The organism is Bradyrhizobium sp. MI1.7, assembly GCF_055811795.1.
The window spans coordinates 1-20,399 of sequence record NZ_JBVVPO010000019.1 but is presented as its reverse complement, the minus strand read 5'-3'; the positions used below and the strand labels follow the sequence as shown (position 1 = coordinate 20,399).

General features: G+C 64.7%; 17 protein-coding genes. 11 read left to right on the top strand and 6 right to left on the bottom strand.

Translation table 11 applies throughout. From position 1 onward, the window contains the following. Nucleotides 1-114: 114 nt before the first annotated feature. Nucleotides 115-2,958, bottom strand: a complete 2,844-nt coding sequence (locus AC0L3X_RS19020) for an ATP-binding protein (protein ID WP_473316689.1) — start codon at nt 2,956-2,958, stop codon at nt 115-117. Nucleotides 2,959-3,284: 326 nt separating this feature from the next. On the opposite strand from AC0L3X_RS19020, the gene AC0L3X_RS19015 reads away from it, so the two are divergent. The 7 genes from AC0L3X_RS19015 (at nt 3,285) to msrA (ending at nt 8,771) form a co-directional block, all read left to right on the top strand. Continuing rightward, a complete protein-coding gene (locus AC0L3X_RS19015; protein ID WP_063981877.1) occupies nt 3,285-3,953 on the top strand; it encodes a sensor histidine kinase in 669 nt (222 codons plus the stop codon). A 33-nt stretch (nt 3,954-3,986) separates the two neighbouring features. Then, on the top strand, nt 3,987-4,688 hold the full coding sequence (locus tag AC0L3X_RS19010) for a VOC family protein (protein ID WP_063981878.1): 702 nt from the start codon (nt 3,987-3,989) through the stop codon (nt 4,686-4,688). A 259-nt stretch (nt 4,689-4,947) separates the two neighbouring features. Further along, on the top strand, nt 4,948-6,261 hold the full coding sequence (locus AC0L3X_RS19005; protein ID WP_063981879.1) for an epoxide hydrolase family protein: 1,314 nt from the start codon (nt 4,948-4,950) through the stop codon (nt 6,259-6,261). A gap of 65 nt (nt 6,262-6,326) precedes the next feature. Continuing rightward, nucleotides 6,327-7,175: an enoyl-CoA hydratase/isomerase family protein gene (locus tag AC0L3X_RS19000; protein ID WP_063981880.1), complete on the top strand. Its 849-nt coding sequence runs from the start codon at nt 6,327-6,329 to the stop codon at nt 7,173-7,175. A 121-nt stretch (nt 7,176-7,296) separates the two neighbouring features. After that, nucleotides 7,297-7,719: an OsmC family protein gene (locus AC0L3X_RS18995; protein ID WP_014493564.1), complete on the top strand. Its 423-nt coding sequence runs from the start codon at nt 7,297-7,299 to the stop codon at nt 7,717-7,719. Between the two features lie 21 nt (nt 7,720-7,740). Continuing rightward, nucleotides 7,741-8,226: a cupin domain-containing protein gene (locus AC0L3X_RS18990; protein WP_224580839.1), complete on the top strand. Its 486-nt coding sequence runs from the start codon at nt 7,741-7,743 to the stop codon at nt 8,224-8,226. A gap of 29 nt (nt 8,227-8,255) precedes the next feature. Beyond that, a complete protein-coding gene (gene msrA, locus AC0L3X_RS18985; RefSeq protein ID WP_063986191.1) occupies nt 8,256-8,771 on the top strand; it encodes a peptide-methionine (S)-S-oxide reductase MsrA in 516 nt (171 codons plus the stop codon). A gap of 93 nt (nt 8,772-8,864) precedes the next feature. On the opposite strand, the gene AC0L3X_RS18980 is transcribed toward msrA, so the two are convergent. After that, a complete protein-coding gene (locus tag AC0L3X_RS18980; protein ID WP_063981882.1) occupies nt 8,865-9,506 on the bottom strand; it encodes a TetR/AcrR family transcriptional regulator in 642 nt (213 codons plus the stop codon). Between the two features lie 139 nt (nt 9,507-9,645). On the opposite strand from AC0L3X_RS18980, the gene AC0L3X_RS18975 reads away from it, so the two are divergent. The 3 genes from AC0L3X_RS18975 (at nt 9,646) to AC0L3X_RS18965 (ending at nt 13,300) form a co-directional block, all read left to right on the top strand. Next, on the top strand, nt 9,646-10,788 hold the full coding sequence (locus tag AC0L3X_RS18975) for an HlyD family secretion protein (RefSeq protein ID WP_135216462.1): 1,143 nt from the start codon (nt 9,646-9,648) through the stop codon (nt 10,786-10,788). Further along, the gene (locus AC0L3X_RS18970) at nt 10,785-12,278 is read left to right on the top strand and encodes an MDR family MFS transporter (RefSeq protein WP_135216461.1); all 1,494 of its coding nucleotides are present in this window, start codon (nt 10,785-10,787) and stop codon (nt 12,276-12,278) included. The genes AC0L3X_RS18975 and AC0L3X_RS18970 overlap by 4 nt, the downstream gene beginning before the upstream one ends. Before the next feature lie 83 nt (nt 12,279-12,361). Continuing rightward, nucleotides 12,362-13,300: an aldo/keto reductase gene (locus tag AC0L3X_RS18965; RefSeq protein ID WP_231142786.1), complete on the top strand. Its 939-nt coding sequence runs from the start codon at nt 12,362-12,364 to the stop codon at nt 13,298-13,300. A 44-nt stretch (nt 13,301-13,344) separates the two neighbouring features. Here the strand turns inward: AC0L3X_RS18965 and AC0L3X_RS18960 are convergent, their stop codons facing one another. Beyond that, nucleotides 13,345-16,185 (bottom strand): ATP-binding protein, encoded by a 2,841-nt coding sequence (locus AC0L3X_RS18960; RefSeq protein ID WP_063981884.1) that lies wholly within the window; start codon nt 16,183-16,185, stop codon nt 13,345-13,347. A 291-nt stretch (nt 16,186-16,476) separates the two neighbouring features. Here AC0L3X_RS18960 and AC0L3X_RS18955 point away from each other — a divergent pair, with 291 nt between their 5' ends. After that, nucleotides 16,477-17,466, top strand: coding sequence for a Bug family tripartite tricarboxylate transporter substrate binding protein (locus tag AC0L3X_RS18955; protein WP_063981885.1), 990 nt, complete (start codon nt 16,477-16,479; stop codon nt 17,464-17,466). Between the two features lie 6 nt (nt 17,467-17,472). Here AC0L3X_RS18955 and AC0L3X_RS18950 read toward each other — a convergent pair whose 3' ends face one another. The 3 genes from AC0L3X_RS18950 to AC0L3X_RS18940 all read right to left on the bottom strand — a co-directional run. Further along, nucleotides 17,473-18,633, bottom strand: a complete 1,161-nt coding sequence (locus tag AC0L3X_RS18950) for an MFS transporter (RefSeq protein ID WP_063981886.1) — start codon at nt 18,631-18,633, stop codon at nt 17,473-17,475. 1,313 nt (nt 18,634-19,946) lie between these two features. After that, nucleotides 19,947-20,207, bottom strand: a complete 261-nt coding sequence (locus tag AC0L3X_RS18945; protein WP_084795022.1) for a hypothetical protein — start codon at nt 20,205-20,207, stop codon at nt 19,947-19,949. Next, nucleotides 20,204-20,399 (bottom strand): hypothetical protein (locus AC0L3X_RS18940; RefSeq protein WP_473316688.1); only part of this gene is annotated, 196 nt, incomplete at its 5' end. The genes AC0L3X_RS18945 and AC0L3X_RS18940, both read right to left, overlap by 4 nt.

Sequence of the window (20,399 nt, the reverse complement as noted above, 5' to 3'; positions counted from 1 at the left end):
CGCCATATCCACCGTGAAGTGCCACCACCATGGCGGGGCGGATGCGGCTTGGCGTGTTAGAAGTTGTTAGGACTTGCGAGCAGGTGCTTGGACGGTATCCTGTTGAAGATACTGTCAATTCAGCGCGCTCAGGAGCTCCCTGGCGGCCACGAGATCGCGGGTCTGGAGGCCTTCCTGGTATCGCGCGACGAGCGGGGCGAGCAGAGCGCGTGCTTCGCCCGCCTGTCCGGCCTGGCGCCAGACCCGGCCGAGGCTGATCGCCCCCCGCAGCTCCCAGCCGAGCGCGCACTGCCGGCGCGACAGATCGAGCGATTTCCGGAGGCAACTCTCGGCCTCGGCGGTGTTTCCCGACCGGACGAGGATGTCGCCCTTGACCCGGAGCATCTCCGGCATGTCGAAGGATTCGCCATGATCTGGAATCTGCGCAATGGCCTCATTGATCGTGCGCAAGGCCTCGTCCGGCTGGTTCTCCGCGACGAGGCCCTCCGCCAGCGCCGTCGCAAACACCGTCGTCATGATCCGGTGCCGCGTCGCGTACAGCGTGGCCTGGCTGCGGCGAAGATGCTCGATCCCGCCGGCGATGTCGCCGCGGCGAAGCATGAGCTCGCCCTTCTGGCCGATGCCGACGGCGTGATAGGGACCAAGGAAGTGCCGCGCCGAATGGTCGATCAGCCGCTCGATCAGGATTTCGGCATTGGCCCAGTCGCCGACCCAGAGGAACACGTAGATCGTCCAGATCAGGGAGATGCCGAGGGTGAGGGGTTGTTCGAGCAGTTCCGCCTCGCGAACGGTGTATCTCGCCGCCTCGATCGCGCGATCGGGCCGGCCGGTGAGCCAGAGCCCGCGCGCCAGCGCGACCAGCGCGACGATGCGGTCGTCATAACCGAGGTGCCCGATGTTCAGCCGCTGCGAGCCGGGATTGTGCACCATCGCGCTCTCGCAGAACTGCACGGCCTTGTCCTGATTGCCGATCAGATGGTGCGCGACGCCCAGCATCCATTCCACGTTCAGCGCGGCGGCCGGATCATTCAGCTTGCGCGCAACGCTCTCGCCCTGCTCGCCGGTGCCGAGCGCGCCGTGAAAATCCCCGACCCTGGTCAGGTAGATGTGCAATCCGCGCAGCAGCCAGAGCTGCCAGTGCAGATCCTCGAGATCCCGCGCAAGCTGAAGACTTCGTGTGAACGCCGACCGGACCGCTTCGGTATTGCCCTGCGTGAACATCACGGAGACGCCGAGCGCGGCCTGCAACGTCATCTCCTGGCGGCGGTCGATCGAATTCGTATCGAGAGAGACAAGCGCCTGCTTCGTCCAGCGATAGCACTCCGTCAGCAATGTCAGTTCGAGGAAAAACTGGGCCGCCGAAGCCGCCAGATCCACGCCGATCGTCCGGTCGGCGTTATCCGAAAAGCTCCAGGCCAGCGCGGCCCTGACATTGGGCAAATGGTCGGCATAGGGAAGGAAGCCGCCCGCGGTCTGCATGCCCGTGGATTTGAGCGCGATGTCGCGCAGGAAGTCGCGGAAATATTCGGCGTGAGCGCGCGCGACACGGGGCGCTTCGCCGTTCTCGACGAGCTTCGCGCCGGCGAAGGCGCGGGTGGTGTCGAGCAGACGATAGCGCAGCCGCCGCTCCGCAGGTGAGGTTGCGATCAGCGATTTGGAGAGCAGGTTCGAGATCGCCTCGACCGCCTCGGGCTCGCTGATGCCCTGGCTGGACGCAACGGCGAGCGCGGCCTCCATCGTGAATGGCCCGACGAACACCGACAAACCGCGCAGCGTCGCGCTTTCGGCCGCCGGCAACAGATCATAGCTCCAGGCGAGCGCCGCGCTCAGGGTCTGGTGCCGCGGGATCGCGGTACGGCGTCCCCGCCACAGCAGCGCGAAGCGGCTGTCGAGCAGCGAGGCGGTTCCGGCAATGCCATAGGCGTTCACGCGTCCGGCGGCGAGCTCGATCGCGAGCGCGATGCCGTCCAGTCGCCGGCAGATCTCGGCGACAAGCGGTGCATCCTCCTCGCTCAGTTCGAATTCGCCCAGGCTCTCGGCAATGCGTTCCACGAAGAGCTGGCTTGCGGGATAGGCAAGGATCTCGGCGATGCCGAGCCCGTCGCGCTGGGGCGGGCAGTCCAGCGGAAACAACCGGTGGACGCGTTCGCCTTCGGTGCGAAAGGATTCGCGGCTGGTGGCGAGAATGTGCAGCTCGGGCGCCTCCTGGACGATGTGCTCGGCCAAGGGCGCGAGCTCGTCGATGATGTGCTCACAGCTGTCGAAGATCAGCAGCATCCGACGGTTGCGCAGCACCGTCAGCAGGCCCGGCATCGGGTCCTCGGAATTGACGGTCAGGCCGAGCGTGGCGGCGATGGTGCTTGGAACGAGCCTGGCATCCGTCAGCGCGCCGAAATCAACGAAGTTGACCTGACCGTCGAAGGCCTGGAGTTCGCGATGCGCGACGGCGAGCGCGACGGAAGTCTTGCCAATCCCGCCGGGGCCGACAATTGTCACGAAGCGATGCTGCGCAAGCTCGGTGGAAATCCGCTCGACCGCGTCGTCTCGTCCGATCATCCTGGCAAGCGGCGGCGGGAGTATGTGAGGCGACGGGACGGCCGGGCTTGTCCGCATCTCCGGCGATTCGGACCGGACCAGCGGGCCCGCGAAGCAATAGCCACGGCCGGGCACATTGACGACATAGCGGGAGCCTTCACCGGCATCCCCCAAGGCCTTGCGTAGCGTCGTGATGTGGAAGCGCAGGCTGCCTTCATCGACCGTCACGTCGGCCCAGACGCGCTTGATCAACTCACGCTTGTCGATGACCTCGCCGGCGCGCTCGACGAGAAAAATGAGGATGTCGAGTGCGCGGCCGCCGAGGTGAAGCGGAGCGCCGTCCTTCTCGAGCAGGCGCGACCTTGCGTACAGCCGGAATGGCCCGAAGGAAATCGCCGCATCCTGGTCGTTAGTGTCCACCACGCGCCAATGAATCCAGTGAAGGGGCTGTTGTCCGCATCCTGATCTAGCAGAACGAGGTTATGAGTAAACTGGTCGAAAGTGGCGAAATCGCGCGGCAAGTCATTCGGCCGCACCGGGATGATGCGTGACAAATTTCGCTTAAACGCGAGCGGCTTGGGAAGCGATCGGGACGACCCGTCAGCGTGCTTGACCGTCGAGAGGACGGTCTGGCCGCCAACTTGTGCCGCCGATCATAACAAAATCTTGCAACGTCTAACGAGCAAAACGCGCGCGGTGCATCCAGTATACGCTTCGAATTAGGTCCTAGATCCAACGGGGAGGCTATCATGTCCGCTATCGGCTTGGAGACGAGCGACCATTTCGTTCGTTCTCAGCACATTGCCAGCCTTGATGATCAGTCGCGTGACTGGGAACTGGTGCTGCGGGAATCCCACCATCGGATGAAGAACACGCTGACGCTGCTGGGTGCGTCAGTCCGCCGCGACTTCTCGCGGCCGGGTACCAGGGATATGTCGGGCGCGGTGGACCGGTTCGAGCAGCGCATCGTCGCGTTCGGCAGGCTCTATCAGCTTTTGTCCGACAGCGACAGTCTGACCGCCGTCTCCGTCGAGGCCTTCTTCGAAAACCTGTGCGAGGCGCTCTCCGAGGCAGTGCTGGAACCGGCCGGCATCCGCTGCGAGGCAGCGATCGAGAGCGGGGCGCTGCCGGCATCGCAGTGTCATCGGCTGGCGTTGATGCTGACGGAGCTGGTCACGAATGCCGCCAAACATGCCTTCCCGAACAGGAACGATGCGCTGATCCGGATCGAAATGGCCAACCGCGACGGCGCCTGGCTCTGCACGGTGGCTGACAACGGCATCGGCGCGACCGGTCCGCTTCAGGGCACCGGCAGCCGCATCCTTGAAGGGCTCGCACGCAGTATCGACGCGCGGTTGCAGGGCGAGGCGAACCAGGGCGGCACACGCGTGACGATCGTGATGCCCACTGCCGCTTGAAGCTCGCTTCAATTTCAACTCAGGGAGTTCGACATGGCCGGCACCGAAATCGACCGCGACGCCGCGGCGAGGTCTCCGAACACGTCTTCGACATCGCGTGGCGTTGATCTGAAGCTCGAGATCGTCGTCATCCCCGTGTCGGATGTCGACCGCGCCAAGGCGTTCTACACGCGCCTCGGCTGGCGATTGGACGCCGATTTTGCCTCAGGTGACGAATGGCGCGTGATCCAGTTCACGCCGCCGGGTTCGGCCTGTTCGGTGATCTTCGGCAAGAACGTCACACCGGCAGCGCCCGGTTCGGCGCGCGGGCTGTACCTGATCGTCTCCGATCTGGCGGCGGCGCGACAGGATCTGCTCGACCGTGGCATCGCGGTGAGCGCACCATTCCATGGTGCGGGCGACGTTCACGCCGGTCCGGACGAGCCGTATCTGTTCGGCAGCGTCCGGGTCAGCGGTGCTGACCCGAAGCGCGGCAGCTACAGCTCGTTTGCCTCGTTCAGCGATCCCGACGGTAATGGCTGGCTGTTCCAGGAGGTCACGACGCGACTGCCTGGACGCATCGCTGGTGACGGCACGACGTTTGCCTCAACGGCCGATCTGGCCGCAACCCTGCGACGTGCCGCTGTCGCGCATGGTGAGCACGAGAAGCGCATCGGCGGACACGACGAGAACTGGGCGGATTGGTACGCCGACTACATCGTCCGCGAGCAGGCCGGTCAACCGCTGCCCTCCTGAGTTGTAATGAACACATCGCCTGAATTCACAGACAGGGCGCGCGCCGATTGAACTCGTCGCGCGCCGAGTTGCTTCTGCATCGCGCGTATCGTCATCGTCGCTCGCTTTCCTGCATCCCCCGGACTCGCAACGGCTAACGCGGCCTAACAACCGATAACGAGCTAATTGCCAGGACCTGCGCCAATCTCTCCTCACGACGAACCGACGCGTCGATTTCGAATTCGGTTGGCGTCACCGACCAAAGCCAGGGAGATCCGACATGACAACGCAAGCACGAGCCGACATACTCAATCCCGACCGCCGTCAATTGCTGAGCCAGGCCGCAATGACCGCGGTTGCCGCCAGCGTGGCGAGCCTGCTGCCGCTGCGTCCGGCAAAGGCCGCTCCAAGCGGCGCCATCCGGCCGTTCCGCGTCAGCGTACCCGAGGAAGATCTGCTTGACCTCCGCCGCCGCCTCACAGCGACACGCTGGCCGGATCGCGAGATCGTCGCCGACGAATCGCAGGGCGTGCAGCTCACGACGCTTCAGCAGCTCGTGCGGTACTGGCAGAACGAATACGACTGGCGCAAGATGGAGGCGCGGCTGAACGCCTTGCCGCAATTCGTCACCGAGATCGACGGCGTCGACATCCACTTCATTCACATCCGCTCCCGCCACGAGAACGCGCTGCCGATGGTCGTCACGCATGGGTGGCCGGGCTCGATCATCGAACAGATGAAGATTGTCGGCCCGCTCACCGATCCCACCGCGCATGGCGCGAAGGCTGCGGATGCATTCGACCTGGTGATCCCCTCGCTTCCCGGCCACGGCTTCTCCGGCAAGCCGACGGAGCTCGGCTGGGATCCCCAGCGCATCGCGCGCGCCTGGATCGTGCTGATGAAGCGCCTCGGCTACAACCGCTACGTGGCGCAGGGCGGCGATTGGGGCAATGCCGTCACGGAGCAGATGGCGGTGATCGCACCGCCGGAGCTGCTCGGCATTCACACCAACATGCCCGCCACCGTTCCCGACGACATCGCCAAGGCGCTTCAGCCCGGCGGGACGCGGCCGTCAAACCTCTCGGCCGACGAGCGCATTGCCTACGACCAGCTCGACGATTTCTACAAGCACGGCCTCGGCTACGCCTTCGAGATGTCGAACCGGCCGCAGACGCTCTATGGCCTCGTCGACTCGCCGGCCGGTCTTGCATCCTGGATGCTCGATCACGACGCACGCAGTGCTGCGATGATCGCGCGGGTGTTCGACGGCAAGACCGAAGGCCTGTCGCGGGACGACGTGATCGACAACATCACGCTCTACTGGCTCACCAACACCGCGGTGTCGTCGGCGCGGCTCTACTGGGAGAACAAGCTGGTGTTCTTCGCGCCCAAGCACATCAATATCCCGGTCGCCGTCAGCGTGTTCCCTGACGAGATCTATGCCGCGCCGCGCAGCTGGGCCGAGAAGGCCTATCCGAAGCTGATGCACTACAACCGCCTCGACAAGGGCGGCCACTTCGCGGCCTGGGAGCAGCCCGCGCTGTTCTCTGTGGAAATGCGCACCGCGTTCCGCCCGCTGCGCCAGTCGATCTGAACCGAGCAGGGGACGCGCGCTGCCGTGCGTTCCATTTTCGAACATACATGTCAGGAGTGCCAACAATGAACCGCCCCGTACAGATCTTCACCACCGAGGACATTCGCCTGGAGCGCCGCCTGCCGACATACTGGCGTGTCACCTTCGACATGCCGCCGGTGAACATCTTCGGTCCAAAGCACCTTCCGCTGCTCAACGACATCATCACCGCGATTGAGACCGATCCGGACGTGAAGGTGGTCGTATTCGACAGCGCCGTCGAAGGCTTCTTCATCACGCATTACGACTTCCTGGCGCCGCTTGAGGACTCGCTTCGCGTTCCACCCGGGCCGACCGGCCTGCAGGCGCTGCCCGACATGCTGGTGCGCCTCAGCCGCGCGCCGGTCGTCTCCATTGCCTCGATCCGGGGCCGTGCGACCGGGGTCGGCAGCGAGCTCGCGCTGGCGAGCGACATGCGCTTTGCCAGCCGCGAGAAGGCGATCCTGTCGCAATGGGAGGTCGGCGCGGGACTCGTGCCCGGCGGCGGACCGATGGCCCGGTTGCCGCGGCTGATGGGCCGAGGCCGCGCGCTCGAAGTGTTGCTCGGTGCCGATGACATCCACGGCGATCTCGCCGAGCGTTACGGCTACGTGAACCGTTCGCTGCCGGATGCGGAGCTCGACGGCTTCGTCGAGGCGCTCGCCATGCGCATTGCGTCGTTCGACAAGGAGGCTATCGCCGAGACCAAGCGTCTCGTCGATGTTGCGAGCCTGCCGCCGGATGACGAGATCAAGCCGGAGTGGGACGCGTTCCTGGCCGCGCTCGGCCGTCCTGCCAGCCAGACCCGCATGAAGGCGCTGATGGCGCGCGGCTTCCACCGCGCCGGCGACGTCGAGAACCGGCTGGGCTTCCATGTGGGTCAAATCAGCGGCTAACGGAACCGCTGTGGCGTTCGGCCGGTTGGAGGAGTGACAGGCGGTCGTGCCAATGTCGCTTTCCTCCGCTACCGAGCGCCGGTGCCAAAGACCAACTTAAAAACCAACAAGGAGAATTGAGATGATCCGCAAGGCAACAGCAGTCTGGAAGGGCACCGGTCGCGACGGCACCGGCCATCTGTCGAGCGAATCCGGCGTGCTCGCCGGGACACCCTATTCGTTCAAGACCCGCTTCGAGAACGAGAAGGGCACCAATCCCGAGGAGTTGATCGCCGCGGCCCATGCCGGTTGCTTTACCATGGCACTGGCCTTCGGCCTTCAGCTCGCCGGCTTCACGCCGGACGAGCTGTCGACGGAAGCCGCCATCACGCTCGAGCCGGAAGGCAAAGGCTTCAAGATCAGCAAGTCGGCACTGACGCTTCGCGCCAAGGTGCCGAACCTTGACGACGCAGGTTTCGCCAAGATCGCCGGCGAGGCCGAGAAGAACTGTCCGGTGTCGAAGGTGCTCAACGCCGCGATCACGCTCGACGCCAAATTGACCTGATCCAACACAGGGAGCGGTGCCATGCCTCGCCAAGATCTCTCTCGCCAAGATCCGCCTCGTCAAGATCTGCCTCGCCAGCATCAGCCGGATGAAGACAGGTTCCGGGCGATTTTGCCCGAGGACATCGCTTGGCAACCGTTCCCTGCGTTCCCGCCGGGCGCGCGGCTGGCGGTGATGGTCGGCCATCCCAATGAACCCGGACCTTACGTGGTCCGGGTGAAGGTGCCCGGGGGCACGAAGCTGATGCCGCACAAGCATCCGGAAGATCGCATCTACACGGTCATGTCGGGTGTGTTCTACATCGGCCTCGGCGAGCGTTTTGATGGCGACCAGGTGAAAGCCTATCCGCCGGGCAGCGTCATCGTGCTGCCCGGCGAGACCTGGCATTTTCACTGGGCGAAGTCCGGCGAATACGTCACACAGGTCTCCGCCATCGGGCCGCTGGGCCTCGAATATCACGATGACCATGATGACCCGCGCTTGCATCCGGCAGCGGACAAGCGCTGACTATCTCGACGAAACCAATGGAGCATCAGATGACGACAGAGCGTGCAGTTTTGGCCGGAGGCTGCTTCTGGGGCATGCAGGATCTGATCCGCAGGCAACCGGGGGTGATCTCCACCCGTGTCGGTTACACTGGCGGGCATGTGAAGAACGCCACCTATCGCAATCACGAGGGCCACGCCGAGGGGATCGAGATCATCTTCAATCCCGCGAAGACGAGCTTCCGGACCATGCTGGAGTTTTTCTTCCAGATCCACGATCCCACCACGCTCAACCGCCAGGGCAATGATCTGGGCACGAGCTACCGCTCGGCAATCCTCTATACGAGTGACGAGCAGAAGAGAGTCGCCGAAGACACCATCGCCGATGTCGAGGCGTCAGGCCTCTGGCCCGGCAAAGTGGTGACCGAGGTCGCGCCCGCAGCGGAGTTCTGGGAAGCCGAGCCCGAGCATCAGGATTATCTCGAGCGCTATCCCGATGGCTACACCTGCCACTTCATCCGGCCCGACTGGAAGCTGCCAAGGCGCGCGGCCGCCGTGGGAGGCTAAGCGGATTGTCGCGTAAGGGCGCCGAGGGCCTTTGACGAGGAGTGCAAATGTGCGAACTCCCCTCATCGTACGATCACGAGAATTCCTCGGGGCTCAATGCGCCTCCGACCGGCGTCGGCAGATCACTGTCACCGCCTTGCGGGCGACCTCCCTCAGATCGGCGCGGCGTGCGCCGGCGCGGGCGCGGATGGCGATCGTCTGCATCGTGGCGGCGGCAAGGATCGCGAGTGCAGCCGGATCGGCCTCGCGATCCAGCTCGCCCTTGTCCTGCGCCAGGCGGAAGCGGGCCTCGAAATCGGCATCGATCGCGCGTAGTCCCGTCGCAACGCTGCTCCGGATCGCCGCATCCTCGGCGACTTCGGTCACCGCGGTACCGACCACGAAGCAGCCACGCGCTGATCCCTTGCCGGAAAAGTAGATCGACAGCGCCGCGTCATAGGCCAGCATCAGCGCTTCGTCCAAGGGATGGTCCCCTGCGAGAGCCTCGCGCGTTGCGGCGAGGCTGATCTCCCAATAGCGCGCCAACGCCTCGAGATAGAGCGCGTGCTTGTTGCCGAACACCGCGTAGAGGCTCGGTGGGCTCATGCCGGTCGCGGCCGCGACCTTGTCCAGGGACGTGCCGGAATAGCCCGTCCTCCAGAACGTTTCTGTCGCCCGCTTGAGGGCCGTCTCAGTGTCGTAGGCGGGTGGCCGTCCCCGGCGCGCCGGGCCCGTCTCGCTCTTTTTCCGTGCCATGTCGTTCGAACCTGGTTGCCATGTTCCACACGTATATTTGTATGGATCGTTATAAAAATCAATGGCCGCGCGGCTTGATCGCTGCATCGGGGTACAATATTTGTAACGAACGTTAGTAAATGAGATAGGGACGAGGACGATGGGTTTGAACTTTGCGCCAATCGCCGGCTGGCTGGGCGATCGCAGCTTCCGCGGGAGCGAGGCCGCCGCGCTGTGGTTCGGAGCGGATCTTGCCAGGCGGCTGCGCCGGCCCCTGATGCTCGTGGTGCCCGCCGCGGCTGCCGTGTTCGGCGCCTTCATGTATCTGGCGCAGGAACAATTTGTCTCGACCGACGATGCGTTCGTGCGCGCCGCGAAAGTCACCATCAACGCGCGGGTGTCCGGCCAGGCGGTCGAGATCGCCGTGCGCGACAACGAGCGCGTCCGGCAGGGCCAGGTGCTGTTTCGAATTGACCCGGAGCCCTACCAGATCGCCGTCGATCAAGCCGAAGCCCGGCTCGGCAGCGCGCGGCTCCAGATCGACTCCCTCAAGGCGACCTACCGCCAACAGCAGGCGGAGCTGCAATCGGCGAAGGACTCGGCCTCTTTCGACGAGCGCGAGTTCGACCGCAAGAGGATGCTGGTCGCCTCCGACTTCACGCCGCGCGCGGTCTACGAGCGGGCCGAGACCGATCTCAAGGTCGCGCGCCATCGGGTGGCATCGATCGAACAGCAGATCGCCAATACGGTCGTCGCGCTCAACGGTGACCCCGACATCGATGTCGACCGCCACCCGACGGTCCGCGCGGCCAGGGCGCAGCTCGATCGCGCGCGGCTCGACCTCTCCTACGCCACGGTGAAGGCGCCCGACGACGGTATCGTGACCAAGGTCGACGATCTGCAGATCGGCGGTTTCGTCAACGCGGGCGCGCCCACGTTCTCACTGATGTCGAGCCGGGACGTCTGGATCGAGGCGAATTTTCGTGAGACGGGCCTGACCCACATGCGGCCGGGCCAGGAGGCGAGGATCGACGTCGACGCCTATCCGGATGGAAAATTCAAGGCGCATATCGTCAGCATGAGTCCCGGCACCGGGTCGGACTTCTCGATCCTGCCGCCGGAGAATGCGACCGGGAATTGGGTCAAGGTCGTGCAGCGGCTGCCGGTGCGCCTCGAGCTCGACGATTCCGATCCGACCCGGCCGCTGTTCTCCGGCATCAGCGTGACGGCGCGGGTCGACACCGGCCATCGTCGCAACTGGCTGCATCTGCTCCAGCCTGCGCTTGCGACGGAGGTCAAATGAGTACGACCCTCCCATCGACCGCGACCGGCGGTCATCATGCAATCTCGGCGGCCGCCCTGATGGCGACCTACATGCAGGCCGTCAACATTTCGATCCCGAACGCCGCGCTGCCGCACATCCAGGCCACGCTCTCGATGGCCAATGACGAGGTCGGCTGGGTGTTCTCCTCGTATATCGCTGCAAGCGCCGTGACCATGTCGATCACCCAATGGCTCGCGGGACGCTATGGCCGCAAGGCGGTCTATCAAGCAGCCCTTGCCGTCTTCACGCTTGGTCTTGTCCTCGACACGCTGGCGACGACGTCGATCCAGTTCGTGCTGGCGCGGATTCTTCAGGGCGCGGCCAGCGGACCACTTGCGCCGCTCTCATTGGCGATTCTGCTAGAGGCGACGCCGGCGGCGCGACAAGCGCGCATGGGCCTGGCATTGACGGTCTGCTCGCTGCTCGGCATCAGCACCGGCCCCGCTCTTGGTGGCTGGCTCAGCGAATATTACGGCTGGCCGTCGATCTTCTATGTCAGCCTGCCCATGACGGCCTTCATCGCCTTGACGATGGCGCTGTTGCTGGGCGAGAAGCGGGCAGAGCGGAGCCAGCCCTTCGACGTCTTCGGCCTGACGACCTTCTCCGCCGGCATGATCGGGCTGCAGATGCTGCTGGATCGCGGCGAGCGCCTCGAATGGTTCGCCTCGACGGAGATCTGGGTTGAAGCGATCGCCTCGGTCCTGGGATTCTATCTCTTCATCGTGCACGTTCTGACGAAGAAGGAACATTTTCTCCGCACGGCGCTGTTCAGGGATCGCAATCTCGTCCTCTCGACGGTGATCTCCTTTGCGCTCGGCTTCGTCCTGCTGCCGACATTGGCATTGACGTCCCCGATGCTGGAGGAGTTGCTCAACTACCCTGTCGATACCACCGGCTACATGAGTATGCCACGCGGCGTGGCGCTGGTGGGAGCGCTCGTGCTGACGAGCCTGGTTCCGGGACAGGTCGACTACCGGCCGTTCCTCATGGGTGGAATGGCGCTGGTGGTCTATGCCAACTGGCTGATGCTCGGCTATTCGCCGGCGATGGATTGGCGGCCGGTCGTCGAAGCAGGTTTCCTCCAGGGCGCAGGTCTCGGCATGTTGTTGCCGGCGCTGGTGAGGGCCGCGTTCGGAACGCTCGATCCGAAGCTTCGCCCTGAAGGCAGTGCGCTGATCAACCTGTCGCGCCTTTACGGCAGCACCATCGGCATCGCGGTGGTCCAGCTGTTCTTCTATGCCAACACTCAGGCCGTGCATATCGCGCTCGCCAAGCATCTCACGCCTTATCGTGTCGCGGCGAATGTCACGGGCCCGATCGGGAAGCCAGGCCTTGCCGCCCTCAACGGCATGGTCACGCGCCAGGCGGCCACGGTCGCGGTCATCGATCAGTTCGAGATCCTGATGTTCGCCATGCTCGTCGTGATCCCGCTGGTGTTCTTTCTTCGTAGGCCGCGTCCCGTCGGCTAACGCCGGAGAGTCGTGAAAAAGTGTCCGCAACCTCGATCGCTTGGTCCGCATCGCGCGGCCAGCAGTCAACAAGGAGTATCACCATGACGACCTCCGATTCACTTCGTTACACGAGAATTCCCACGCATGAGGCCGTGACGATTCCCGCAGTCGGATTTGGCACGCTCATTCCCGATCCGCACGTGACCCGGCAGGCCACCAGGGCTGCATTGGAGGCCGGATTTCGACATCTCGATTGTGCCGAGCGCTATCGCAACGAAGCGGCCGTCGGCGAGGCGATGCAGGATGCGTTCAAGGCGGGCACGCTTCGGCGCCAGGACCTGTTCGTTACGACGAAGCTATGGAACACCAATCATCGGCCGGAGCGGGTCAGGCCTGCCTTCGACGCCAGTCGCAGACGGCTGCAACTCGACGAGATCGATTGCTACATCATCCATACCCCCTTCGCCTTTCAACCCGGTGACGAGCAGGACCCGAGGGACGCGAGTGGCCATGTGATCTATGATTCAGGCGTGACGTTGGCGGAGACATGGGGGGCGCTAGAGCGCCTCGTCGACGAGGGGCACTGCAAGTCGATCGGGCTGTCGGACATCACCTTGGCGAAGCTGCGCGAGATCGTCGAGGTCGCGCGGATCAGGCCTGCCATGGTGCAGGTCGAATCGCATCCGTACCTGCCCGAATGGGACCTGCTCGACTTCTGTCGGGAGCATGGAATTGTGCTGCAGGCGTTTGCCGCGCTGGGACACGCCATGAAGCCGAACCTCCTCGCTGACCCCGTGATCACCGCCATCGCGGAACGCCTGCACAAGACGTCGGCTCAAGTCGCCCTGGCCTGGGCCGTCCAGCGCGGCACGGCTTTCCTGACGACCTCAACCAATCCTCGGCGGATCGAGGAAAACTTCGATATTTCGACGCTGCCTGAAGACGCCATGCGGGAGATGCGGGACCACATCACGACGAATGTCCGCTTCAACACAGTGGTCGAGACCGGCGTGCCCGGATTCATTCCGCGGGCAGGATGAGCGAGCGGTGTGGTACGAAGGCCGAAGGCCTTCGGCCGGCCTCGTCAAGTCCGGAGTTGCGCGATCAAATCGCGCGCGCTGCGGATATCGGCGATGCCGGCGCCCTCGCTGAACGGCCCGCATGCACGTTCGAGAATTACCAGGGCTTCTGCATTCTGGCCGGCTCCGATCATGAACCGCGCGAGGCTGATCGCCCCGCGCAGCTCCCAGAATCGCGCGCCCTGCTGGTTGGCAATGTCCATGGCCTCGCGAAAGCGCGCCTCGGCGCCCCCCGCATGCCGCGGGCTGTTGAGCAACAATTCGCCCTTGATGCGGATCAGTTCCGGCAGATACCACAGCTCCTGCCGGTCGTTGCAGCGGGTCAGGACGTCCTCGATCACGTCGAGGCCACGGTCGACCTGGTGGGCCTCGCCGGAGCACGCGGCGAGTTCGCCGAGCAGCGGAAGAAAGCGCGGCAGGAAACGCGCATCGCCGGCGCGATTGAGCTCTTCGCGCAGCAGCGGCAGGCCGGTTGCGACGTCGCCACGCCTTACGATGACCGCCGCGTTGAAGGCCCGTGCCCACAGGCCCCACAGCCGGATGGCGTGGCGCTCGGTGTGTTCGAGCAGCTCGCTGCCGTGGCGCTCCGCGGCCTCGAAATCGCCGGACCAGAAGGCGATCGGGCAGGCGGCTTGCCCCAGCACGCTACAGAAAGTCAGCGCGTGGCCGTTGGCACGACCTTCCTCGATGTTTCGGGTGGCGAGCGCCTGAGCCTGATCGGCGAGGCCCTGAAGCCACAGGATGCGGGCCCGGAAATATTGCGTCGATATCCTGAGGTCGAGCGGGAAGATCTTCGGCTTCTCCGCCAGCACATGCAGCGACGCGTTCACGCGGTCGATGCGCAGCCGTGCGTCGTTCTGATCGCCGAGATAATGCAGCGCCACCGCCATCAGCCGGTCGCCCAGCATGAGATCGGTCCTGTCCGGCGAGTTCGCCGCTGCATTCGCAAACCGGTCGGCGAGCGCACGGGCCTTGCCGAACTGTCCGTTGTTGAACTGGTCGATGCACAAGCCCCAGAGCGCGCGCAGCCGGAAGTCCTTGTCGTCGAGCCTGTCAGCCAGCTCCAGGGTCGTCTCGAGGATCGGACGCGCCTCGCGGGCGCGGCCCTCGCCATACATCAGCGACCAGCCGAGCGCCGACAGGAGTTGCATGCGAATGCGATCGTCGCCGCCGCTGTCGCCGAGCGCGGTGAGCGCCGTCTTGGCGCGCTCGCGGCATTCGGCGAACAGGGACAGGCGGACCCACAGCGTGACGGCAGCCGCCGTCAGCGCGATCCCGAGTGCGGCGTCACCGTCGGGCCCGAAGGCCCAGTTCAATGCGGCGCGCACATTGTCTAGCTCCGCGCCATAGATGCTCAGCCATTCCGGCAGCGGCGTCGATGTATCGGCCTCCGCGCGCTCGAAGAAGTCGCGAAAATGCTCTGCATGACGGCGCGCGAACTGACCGGTCTCGCCGAGCTCGTTCAGCTTTCCATGCGCATAGGTGCGTGTGGTGTCGAGCAGGCGATAGCGCAACGTTCGCGAGCCGGATGGCGAGATCAGCGATTTGGTGACGAGGCTGTCGATCGCCTCCAGCGTTTCGGACGCGCCGAGGCCGTCGCCGGCGGCTACCGCGGCAGCCGCCTCCGGCGCGAAGGGCCCGGCAAAGACCGACAGGCGTCGCAGCGTGGCACTCTCGGCGGGAGGTAGCAGATCGTAGCTCCAGTCGAGCGCCGCGGCGAGCGTCTGATGTCGTGGTACGGCGGTGCGCCGACCCCGCCACTGCAACGAGAAGCGGCTGTCGAGCAGCGACGCCGTGCCGGCAATACCGTACGCATTGACACGGCCGGCCGCGAGCTCGATCGCGAGCGCAATGCCGTCGAGGCGCCGGCAAATGCTCGCGACGAGCGGCGCTTCTTCCGCACTGAGCTGGAACGGACCCGAGCTCTGCGCAATGCGCTCGACGAAGAGCTGGGCCGCGGGGTAAGCGAGGACCTCGGCGACACCCAGGTCCTCGCGCTCCGGCGGGCAATCCAGCGGGAACAGGCGGAAAATCCGTTCGCCGTCGCTCCGGAACGACTCGCGGCTGGTTGCGAGAACGCGAAGCTGCGGTGTGTCGCGAACGATGCGCTCGACGAGCGGCGCCAACGCATCCAGCACATGCTCGCAGCTGTCGAAGATCAGCAAGGCTGGGCCGGTCTTCAGAAATGTCAGCAGGGCCGGCGTCGGATCCTCCGCGCTGATGGTCAGTCCCAGTGCGGAGGCGATGGTGGTCGCGATATGGCTGGCGTCCCTCAGCGGACCGAAGTCGACGAAGAATACGCGCCCGCCGAAATCCGCCGATCTGCGATGCCCGACGGTGACGGCGACGGCGGTCTTGCCGATGCCGCCGGGGCCGACCACCGTCATGAAGCGATGCAGCGAAAGCCCGTTCGATATCTTCTCGACGATCTCCTCCCGTCCGACCATTTTCGAGAGCGGCGAGGGAAGGGAACGGGGAGGTGCGATGTTCACGGCGGGCTGAGCGGCCGGCGGGGCCGCGTGAGCGAGCGAGGCGACAAAGCAGTAGCCGCGGCCGGGCACATTGACGACATAACGGGCCGACTTGCCGGTATCGCCCAGCGCCTTGCGCAGTGCCGCGACGTGGAAGCGCAGGCTGCCCTCGTCGACATTGACGTCGGCCCAGATGCGCTTGACCAGCTCTCTCTTGTCGATGACTTCGCCGGGGCGCTCGGCGAGGAAGATCAGAATATCGAGCGCGCGGCCGCCGACGTGAAGCGGCGAGCCCTCCTTCTCCAAGAGCCGCGACTTCGGAAATAGTCGAAATGGCCCAAAGGAAATGGCCGAGTCTTCGGTACGATCTGGCACGCGCCATTGCCCCCGCAACGGGAGTCAAAATGTATTACTTTTTGGTCTATCAGAACGAGGCGTACAGTAAACTGGCCGAAAGCAGTGGGCAGAGCTGGTAGCCCTGCGCGCATGGCTTCGATCGGTCGGTCCGCCGAAATAACCCTTAAGAAGTAAAGGGTTATGGTGACATGACAGGGCGATGACACCGGTGCCCTCACCCGGATGGCGCATTGACGGCGGTAGCAGATTGCTGAGACTGGATGGTTCGGGAGCCGGTCCCGCCTCGACATCGACTTCCGGAATTCGAACATGGCTTCCTTCTCGCGGCGACGATTCGTCCATGCGCTATCGGGCGCAGCGGCGCTGGCGGCGATCCCGCGCAGCGGACAAGCCGCTGATTATCCGTCTCGTCCCATTCGCCTGGTGCTTCCGTACGGAGCCGGCGGAGCGGGGGACCAGATCGGGCGTCCCTGGGTGGACAAGATGTCGTCGCTGCTTGGGCCGACCTTCGTGGAGTATATCGGCGGTGCGGGCGGCGCGATCGGGGCTGCGACGGTCGCGCGCGAGGAGCCCGACGGCTATTCGCTGCTGCTCGGCAATGGTAGCACCCAGGTCATCATTCCCCTGACCTCGAAAAATCCCGGCTATTCCGTCGACGATTTTCGCGCCATCTATCGCTTGATCAGCAGTGCACTGGTTTTCGCGGTCCATCCGTCGGTGCCTGCCACGGATCTGCGTGAGCTGATCGCCTACGCGAAGGCCAATCCGGGAAAGCTGTCCTACGGGACACCCGGCATCGGCACCGGCAATCATCTGGTTGGCGAATCCTTCAAGCAGCAGGCCGGCGGGCTGGATATCGTCCACGTTCCGTATCGGGGCATCTCGCAGGCAACCAACGACCTCGTCAGCGGTCAGATCTCGCTGATCATTGCCGTCATGTCCGTTCAATTGCAGCAACTGGCTCAAACCGGGAAAGTGAGGCTGCTGGCGGTCACCACCGAAACGCGGCTGAGCGGGGCGCCGGAGATTCCGACCGCCGTTGAATCCGGCATGCCCGACATCCGCTACGGGGGATGGTTCGGCCTGTTCGCGCCCAAGGACACGGACGATGCGGTCATCGACAAGATCGCGCAAGCGACACGTCTCGCCATGGCCGATCCGGCGCTTCAGGCAAGCTACCGCGCGCAGGGCATGGAGCCGGACGGCGATTCGAGCCCGGACAAATTCCAGCGTATTGTCGATGCGACGACGGCAAGCCTGGCGCCCGTGATCAAGTCGATCGGGCTGAGCAATTTGTGAGGCCGCTCAGGCCTCCACGCGCGACGTCTGCCGGCCCTCCGCCGTGACGATGCGGGCCGACAGCGTGACGAGACCCATCAGCGCGGCCAGAAGCCAGAATGCAGTCGGCAATCCGCCAAGGCGTGCGACGAAGCCGACGCCGGCGGGGCCGATCAGGATGCCGGCATAGCCGGCTGTCGTGATTGCGGCGACGGCGAGCCCCGTCGGCATCACCGTTTGCCGCGCCGCCCGGCGGAACAGCACCGGCACGAGATTCGATGCACCGAGGCCGATCAGCAGGAAGCCGCCGATGGCGACCGCCGCTACGGGCGCCATGAGTAGGACTACGAAGCCCGCGATTGCAATGATGCTGCCCCAGAACAATGTCGTGCGATCCCCGATGCGTGCAACGACAGCGTCGCCGCCGAGCCGCCCCGCGGTCATCGCGATCGAGAACACGATGTAGCCGATCCCGCCTTGCGTCTCCGAGACGAGGCCCGCGCCGATGACGAGCAGCGCCCCCCAATCGAGCATCGCGCCCTCGACGAGGAAAGTGATGGCGCCGAGCAGCGCTAGCAGGAGCACGGAGCCATGCGGCAGCACGAAGAGCGGTCCGTCCAGCACCTGCACCGAACGAAGCAGGCGCGGCCAGGCCGCCAGCATCGCGACCAGCATCAGCACGGAGCAGATCAGCGTGCAGGCGAGCGCGCCGAGTTGCAGCGAAAGCAGCGCAGTCATCAAGGCTGATCCCGCGAAGCCGCCGATGCTGAACAGCGCGTGGAAGCCGGACATCAGCGGGCGGCCCGCGTCGCGCTCCACCTCGACCGCGTGGATGTTCATGGCGACGTCGATGGAGCCGAGCGCGGCGCCGAAGGCGAACAGGGCCAGCGCCAGCGTTGCCGGCGAGCTCGCGATCGCCAGCAGGGGCAGCACCAGCGCCAGACCGAGCCCGCCCGCAATGATGATCGGCTTGCTGCCGTAGCGCGCGCTCATGACTCCGGTCAGAAGCATCGCGACGACCGAGCCGATGCCGAGGCTGAGCAGGAGCAATCCAAGAACGCCGTCATCGACGCCGAGCCGCGTCTTTGCGAACGGCACCAGCGGCGCCCAGCACGCGATGCCGAAGCCCGCGACGAGAAAGGCGAGCCGCGTCGCGAGGCGCGTTGCCGGCCGGTCGGCAGAATGCATGGGAACTCCGGGGAAGCAGTGGCGGGGCGATCGACAAGCCCTGAGATTGCCGCGCCTTTATGTCCGAGGCATGCTCGAATTGTCGCAGACTGTGCTCAACAACGGCGCGACGTCAACCTAGGTTCCGAAGCGTGTTGCGTTCGGGACGATATTCGTAAGCGCGCCGCCGGATTCGCGAGCGCGCCGCCGGGCCCGGCCGTCGGGCAAAACACCGGGTCATTCCGAGCTGCGCCGGTGTCAAGCCGCGCTTGCAAGAATATTCCACTTTACCGAAATTCGGAAATGGCGTATGTGTCGCCCATCCCGGCTCACCAAGAGGGGCGATCTTGTGTCGTCACGTGTCATGTGTCGCGAGCCGGGCTTGCGGTGGACGCGACAGCGTCGGGCGCGAGAGGTTAAGGGCAGGGCGGATTGCTCTCCGTGAGCCCAGAACTTCGTGCCGGATGAGCGGCGCTGTCAGGTTCGTCTCGTCTGTAAGTTTCCGGCTCCGTCGACAGGGCTGGAAAAACTGCGGCGAAATGGCGGGCCGTGCGTACGGCAAAACCGTGTGGTCCTTTCCGCAAGCGCTGTTTTCGGCCGGTTAAAAGCGGTGAAAGTACCTGAAACTAAAGGTATATTTCGGTTTTAGTCGCACTAACGAAAGGCCCGCCCGAACCTGCCGGGCCCTATCAGGCCCTAGTTTCACATCCTGCCGTTGGGCGCGAGTTGGAGTTCGGGAAGCTTAAGCCGCTCGAACGGCCTGAGGATCGCGGCGCGCCCCATGCGGTGGCCCTGCGATCCGCGCGCGCTGTACGGCCTTCCCGGGCCTGCGCTGCGGCCCGGTTGCCGTGGTTGGCCCGAATGAACGGACTACTTTTTCTGCTCGGTGGTGGTTGTAGTGGTCGGGGTGCCGTCGCGCGCGTCCCGTCGCTCGTCGCGTCCTGTGCGCCGGTCTTGACGCCGTTCTGTGCGTCCGGTCCGGCGTTCCTGGCGCCTTTCTGTTCGCCCGCTTCGCCGCTCCTGACGGCGCTCTGTCCCAGACATCGGCGCGTCTGCGGGCGGCGTCGTGGGCGTGGCGGGCGCCGTGGTGGTCTGAGCTTCCGCCTCTGACACCGCCAAAATTGCGGGCGAGGCCATAAGCCCAAACACGGCCGCGTATCCAAGGAAAGTGAGTGCGTTGCGACGACAGACCTGTTTCGGCTCCGAACGTTCACTCATCGTCAGGCTCCCGGTTGCTGTTGCCCCAGAGCATGGCACCTGAGGTCGAGAGCCGGCGCTTGATCTAGATCAAATAGGCGCAGTTGCACCCGGCAGCGTGCCAACGTCGTCAAAGATTACTTTTTGGTCGGCCCGCTGCTCTCATTTACTTCGTCAGCTTCAAGCCACGCTGGAATTTCCGGCGACGGGATTGACGTTCTCGGCAGGTGGGGGATCATGGTCCCCGCGGTGACGACCAATCCCTCGTTGAATTTGGTTCGCGCAAAATCCTTCGCTTCTGCTTCGGTTTCAAACGTCTTGGTTAAGCGCGGATGTCGCCGTCTTAACAGCGTGCCATCCGGCGGCACTTCAAAAGTGACGTACCAAGTGTGTTTCATGCCGTGATGCCGCCCCCGGTATCGGTCGCCTGCGCCCGCGCCGGGGGCGATAAAAAAGCCGCCACCGGGACGAAGCGGTGACGGCTTCTTTCTCGCTCGTGACCGCGAAACAAGTCTTTACCGCCCCGCCCCAACGCGATTGACGCCGCCATTTGCATTGCCACCGGCGTTATGACGGACCGCAGCGCGCGC

Excerpts from the sequence above, each read along its gene's own strand:
- AC0L3X_RS19010 (WP_063981878.1), top strand. The coding sequence starts at position 3,987 with ATGGCCGGCACCGAAATCGACCGCGACGCCGCGGCGAGGTCTCCGAAC.
- AC0L3X_RS19015 (WP_063981877.1), top strand. The coding sequence starts at position 3,285 with ATGTCCGCTATCGGCTTGGAGACGAGCGACCATTTCGTTCGTTCTCAG.
- AC0L3X_RS19000 (WP_063981880.1), top strand. The coding sequence starts at position 6,327 with ATGAACCGCCCCGTACAGATCTTCACCACCGAGGACATTCGCCTGGAG.
- AC0L3X_RS18970 (WP_135216461.1), top strand. The coding sequence starts at position 10,785 with ATGAGTACGACCCTCCCATCGACCGCGACCGGCGGTCATCATGCAATC.
- AC0L3X_RS18965 (WP_231142786.1), top strand. The coding sequence starts at position 12,362 with ATGACGACCTCCGATTCACTTCGTTACACGAGAATTCCCACGCATGAG.
- msrA (WP_063986191.1), top strand. The coding sequence starts at position 8,256 with ATGACGACAGAGCGTGCAGTTTTGGCCGGAGGCTGCTTCTGGGGCATG.
- AC0L3X_RS18945 (WP_084795022.1), bottom strand. The coding sequence starts at position 20,207 with ATGAAACACACTTGGTACGTCACTTTTGAAGTGCCGCCGGATGGCACG.
- AC0L3X_RS18955 (WP_063981885.1), top strand. The coding sequence starts at position 16,477 with ATGGCTTCCTTCTCGCGGCGACGATTCGTCCATGCGCTATCGGGCGCA.
- AC0L3X_RS18980 (WP_063981882.1), bottom strand. The coding sequence starts at position 9,506 with ATGGCACGGAAAAAGAGCGAGACGGGCCCGGCGCGCCGGGGACGGCCA.
- AC0L3X_RS18990 (WP_224580839.1), top strand. The coding sequence starts at position 7,741 with ATGCCTCGCCAAGATCTCTCTCGCCAAGATCCGCCTCGTCAAGATCTG.
- AC0L3X_RS18975 (WP_135216462.1), top strand. The coding sequence starts at position 9,646 with ATGGGTTTGAACTTTGCGCCAATCGCCGGCTGGCTGGGCGATCGCAGC.
- AC0L3X_RS19005 (WP_063981879.1), top strand. The coding sequence starts at position 4,948 with ATGACAACGCAAGCACGAGCCGACATACTCAATCCCGACCGCCGTCAA.
- AC0L3X_RS18995 (WP_014493564.1), top strand. The coding sequence starts at position 7,297 with ATGATCCGCAAGGCAACAGCAGTCTGGAAGGGCACCGGTCGCGACGGC.
- AC0L3X_RS18950 (WP_063981886.1), bottom strand. The coding sequence starts at position 18,633 with ATGCATTCTGCCGACCGGCCGGCAACGCGCCTCGCGACGCGGCTCGCC.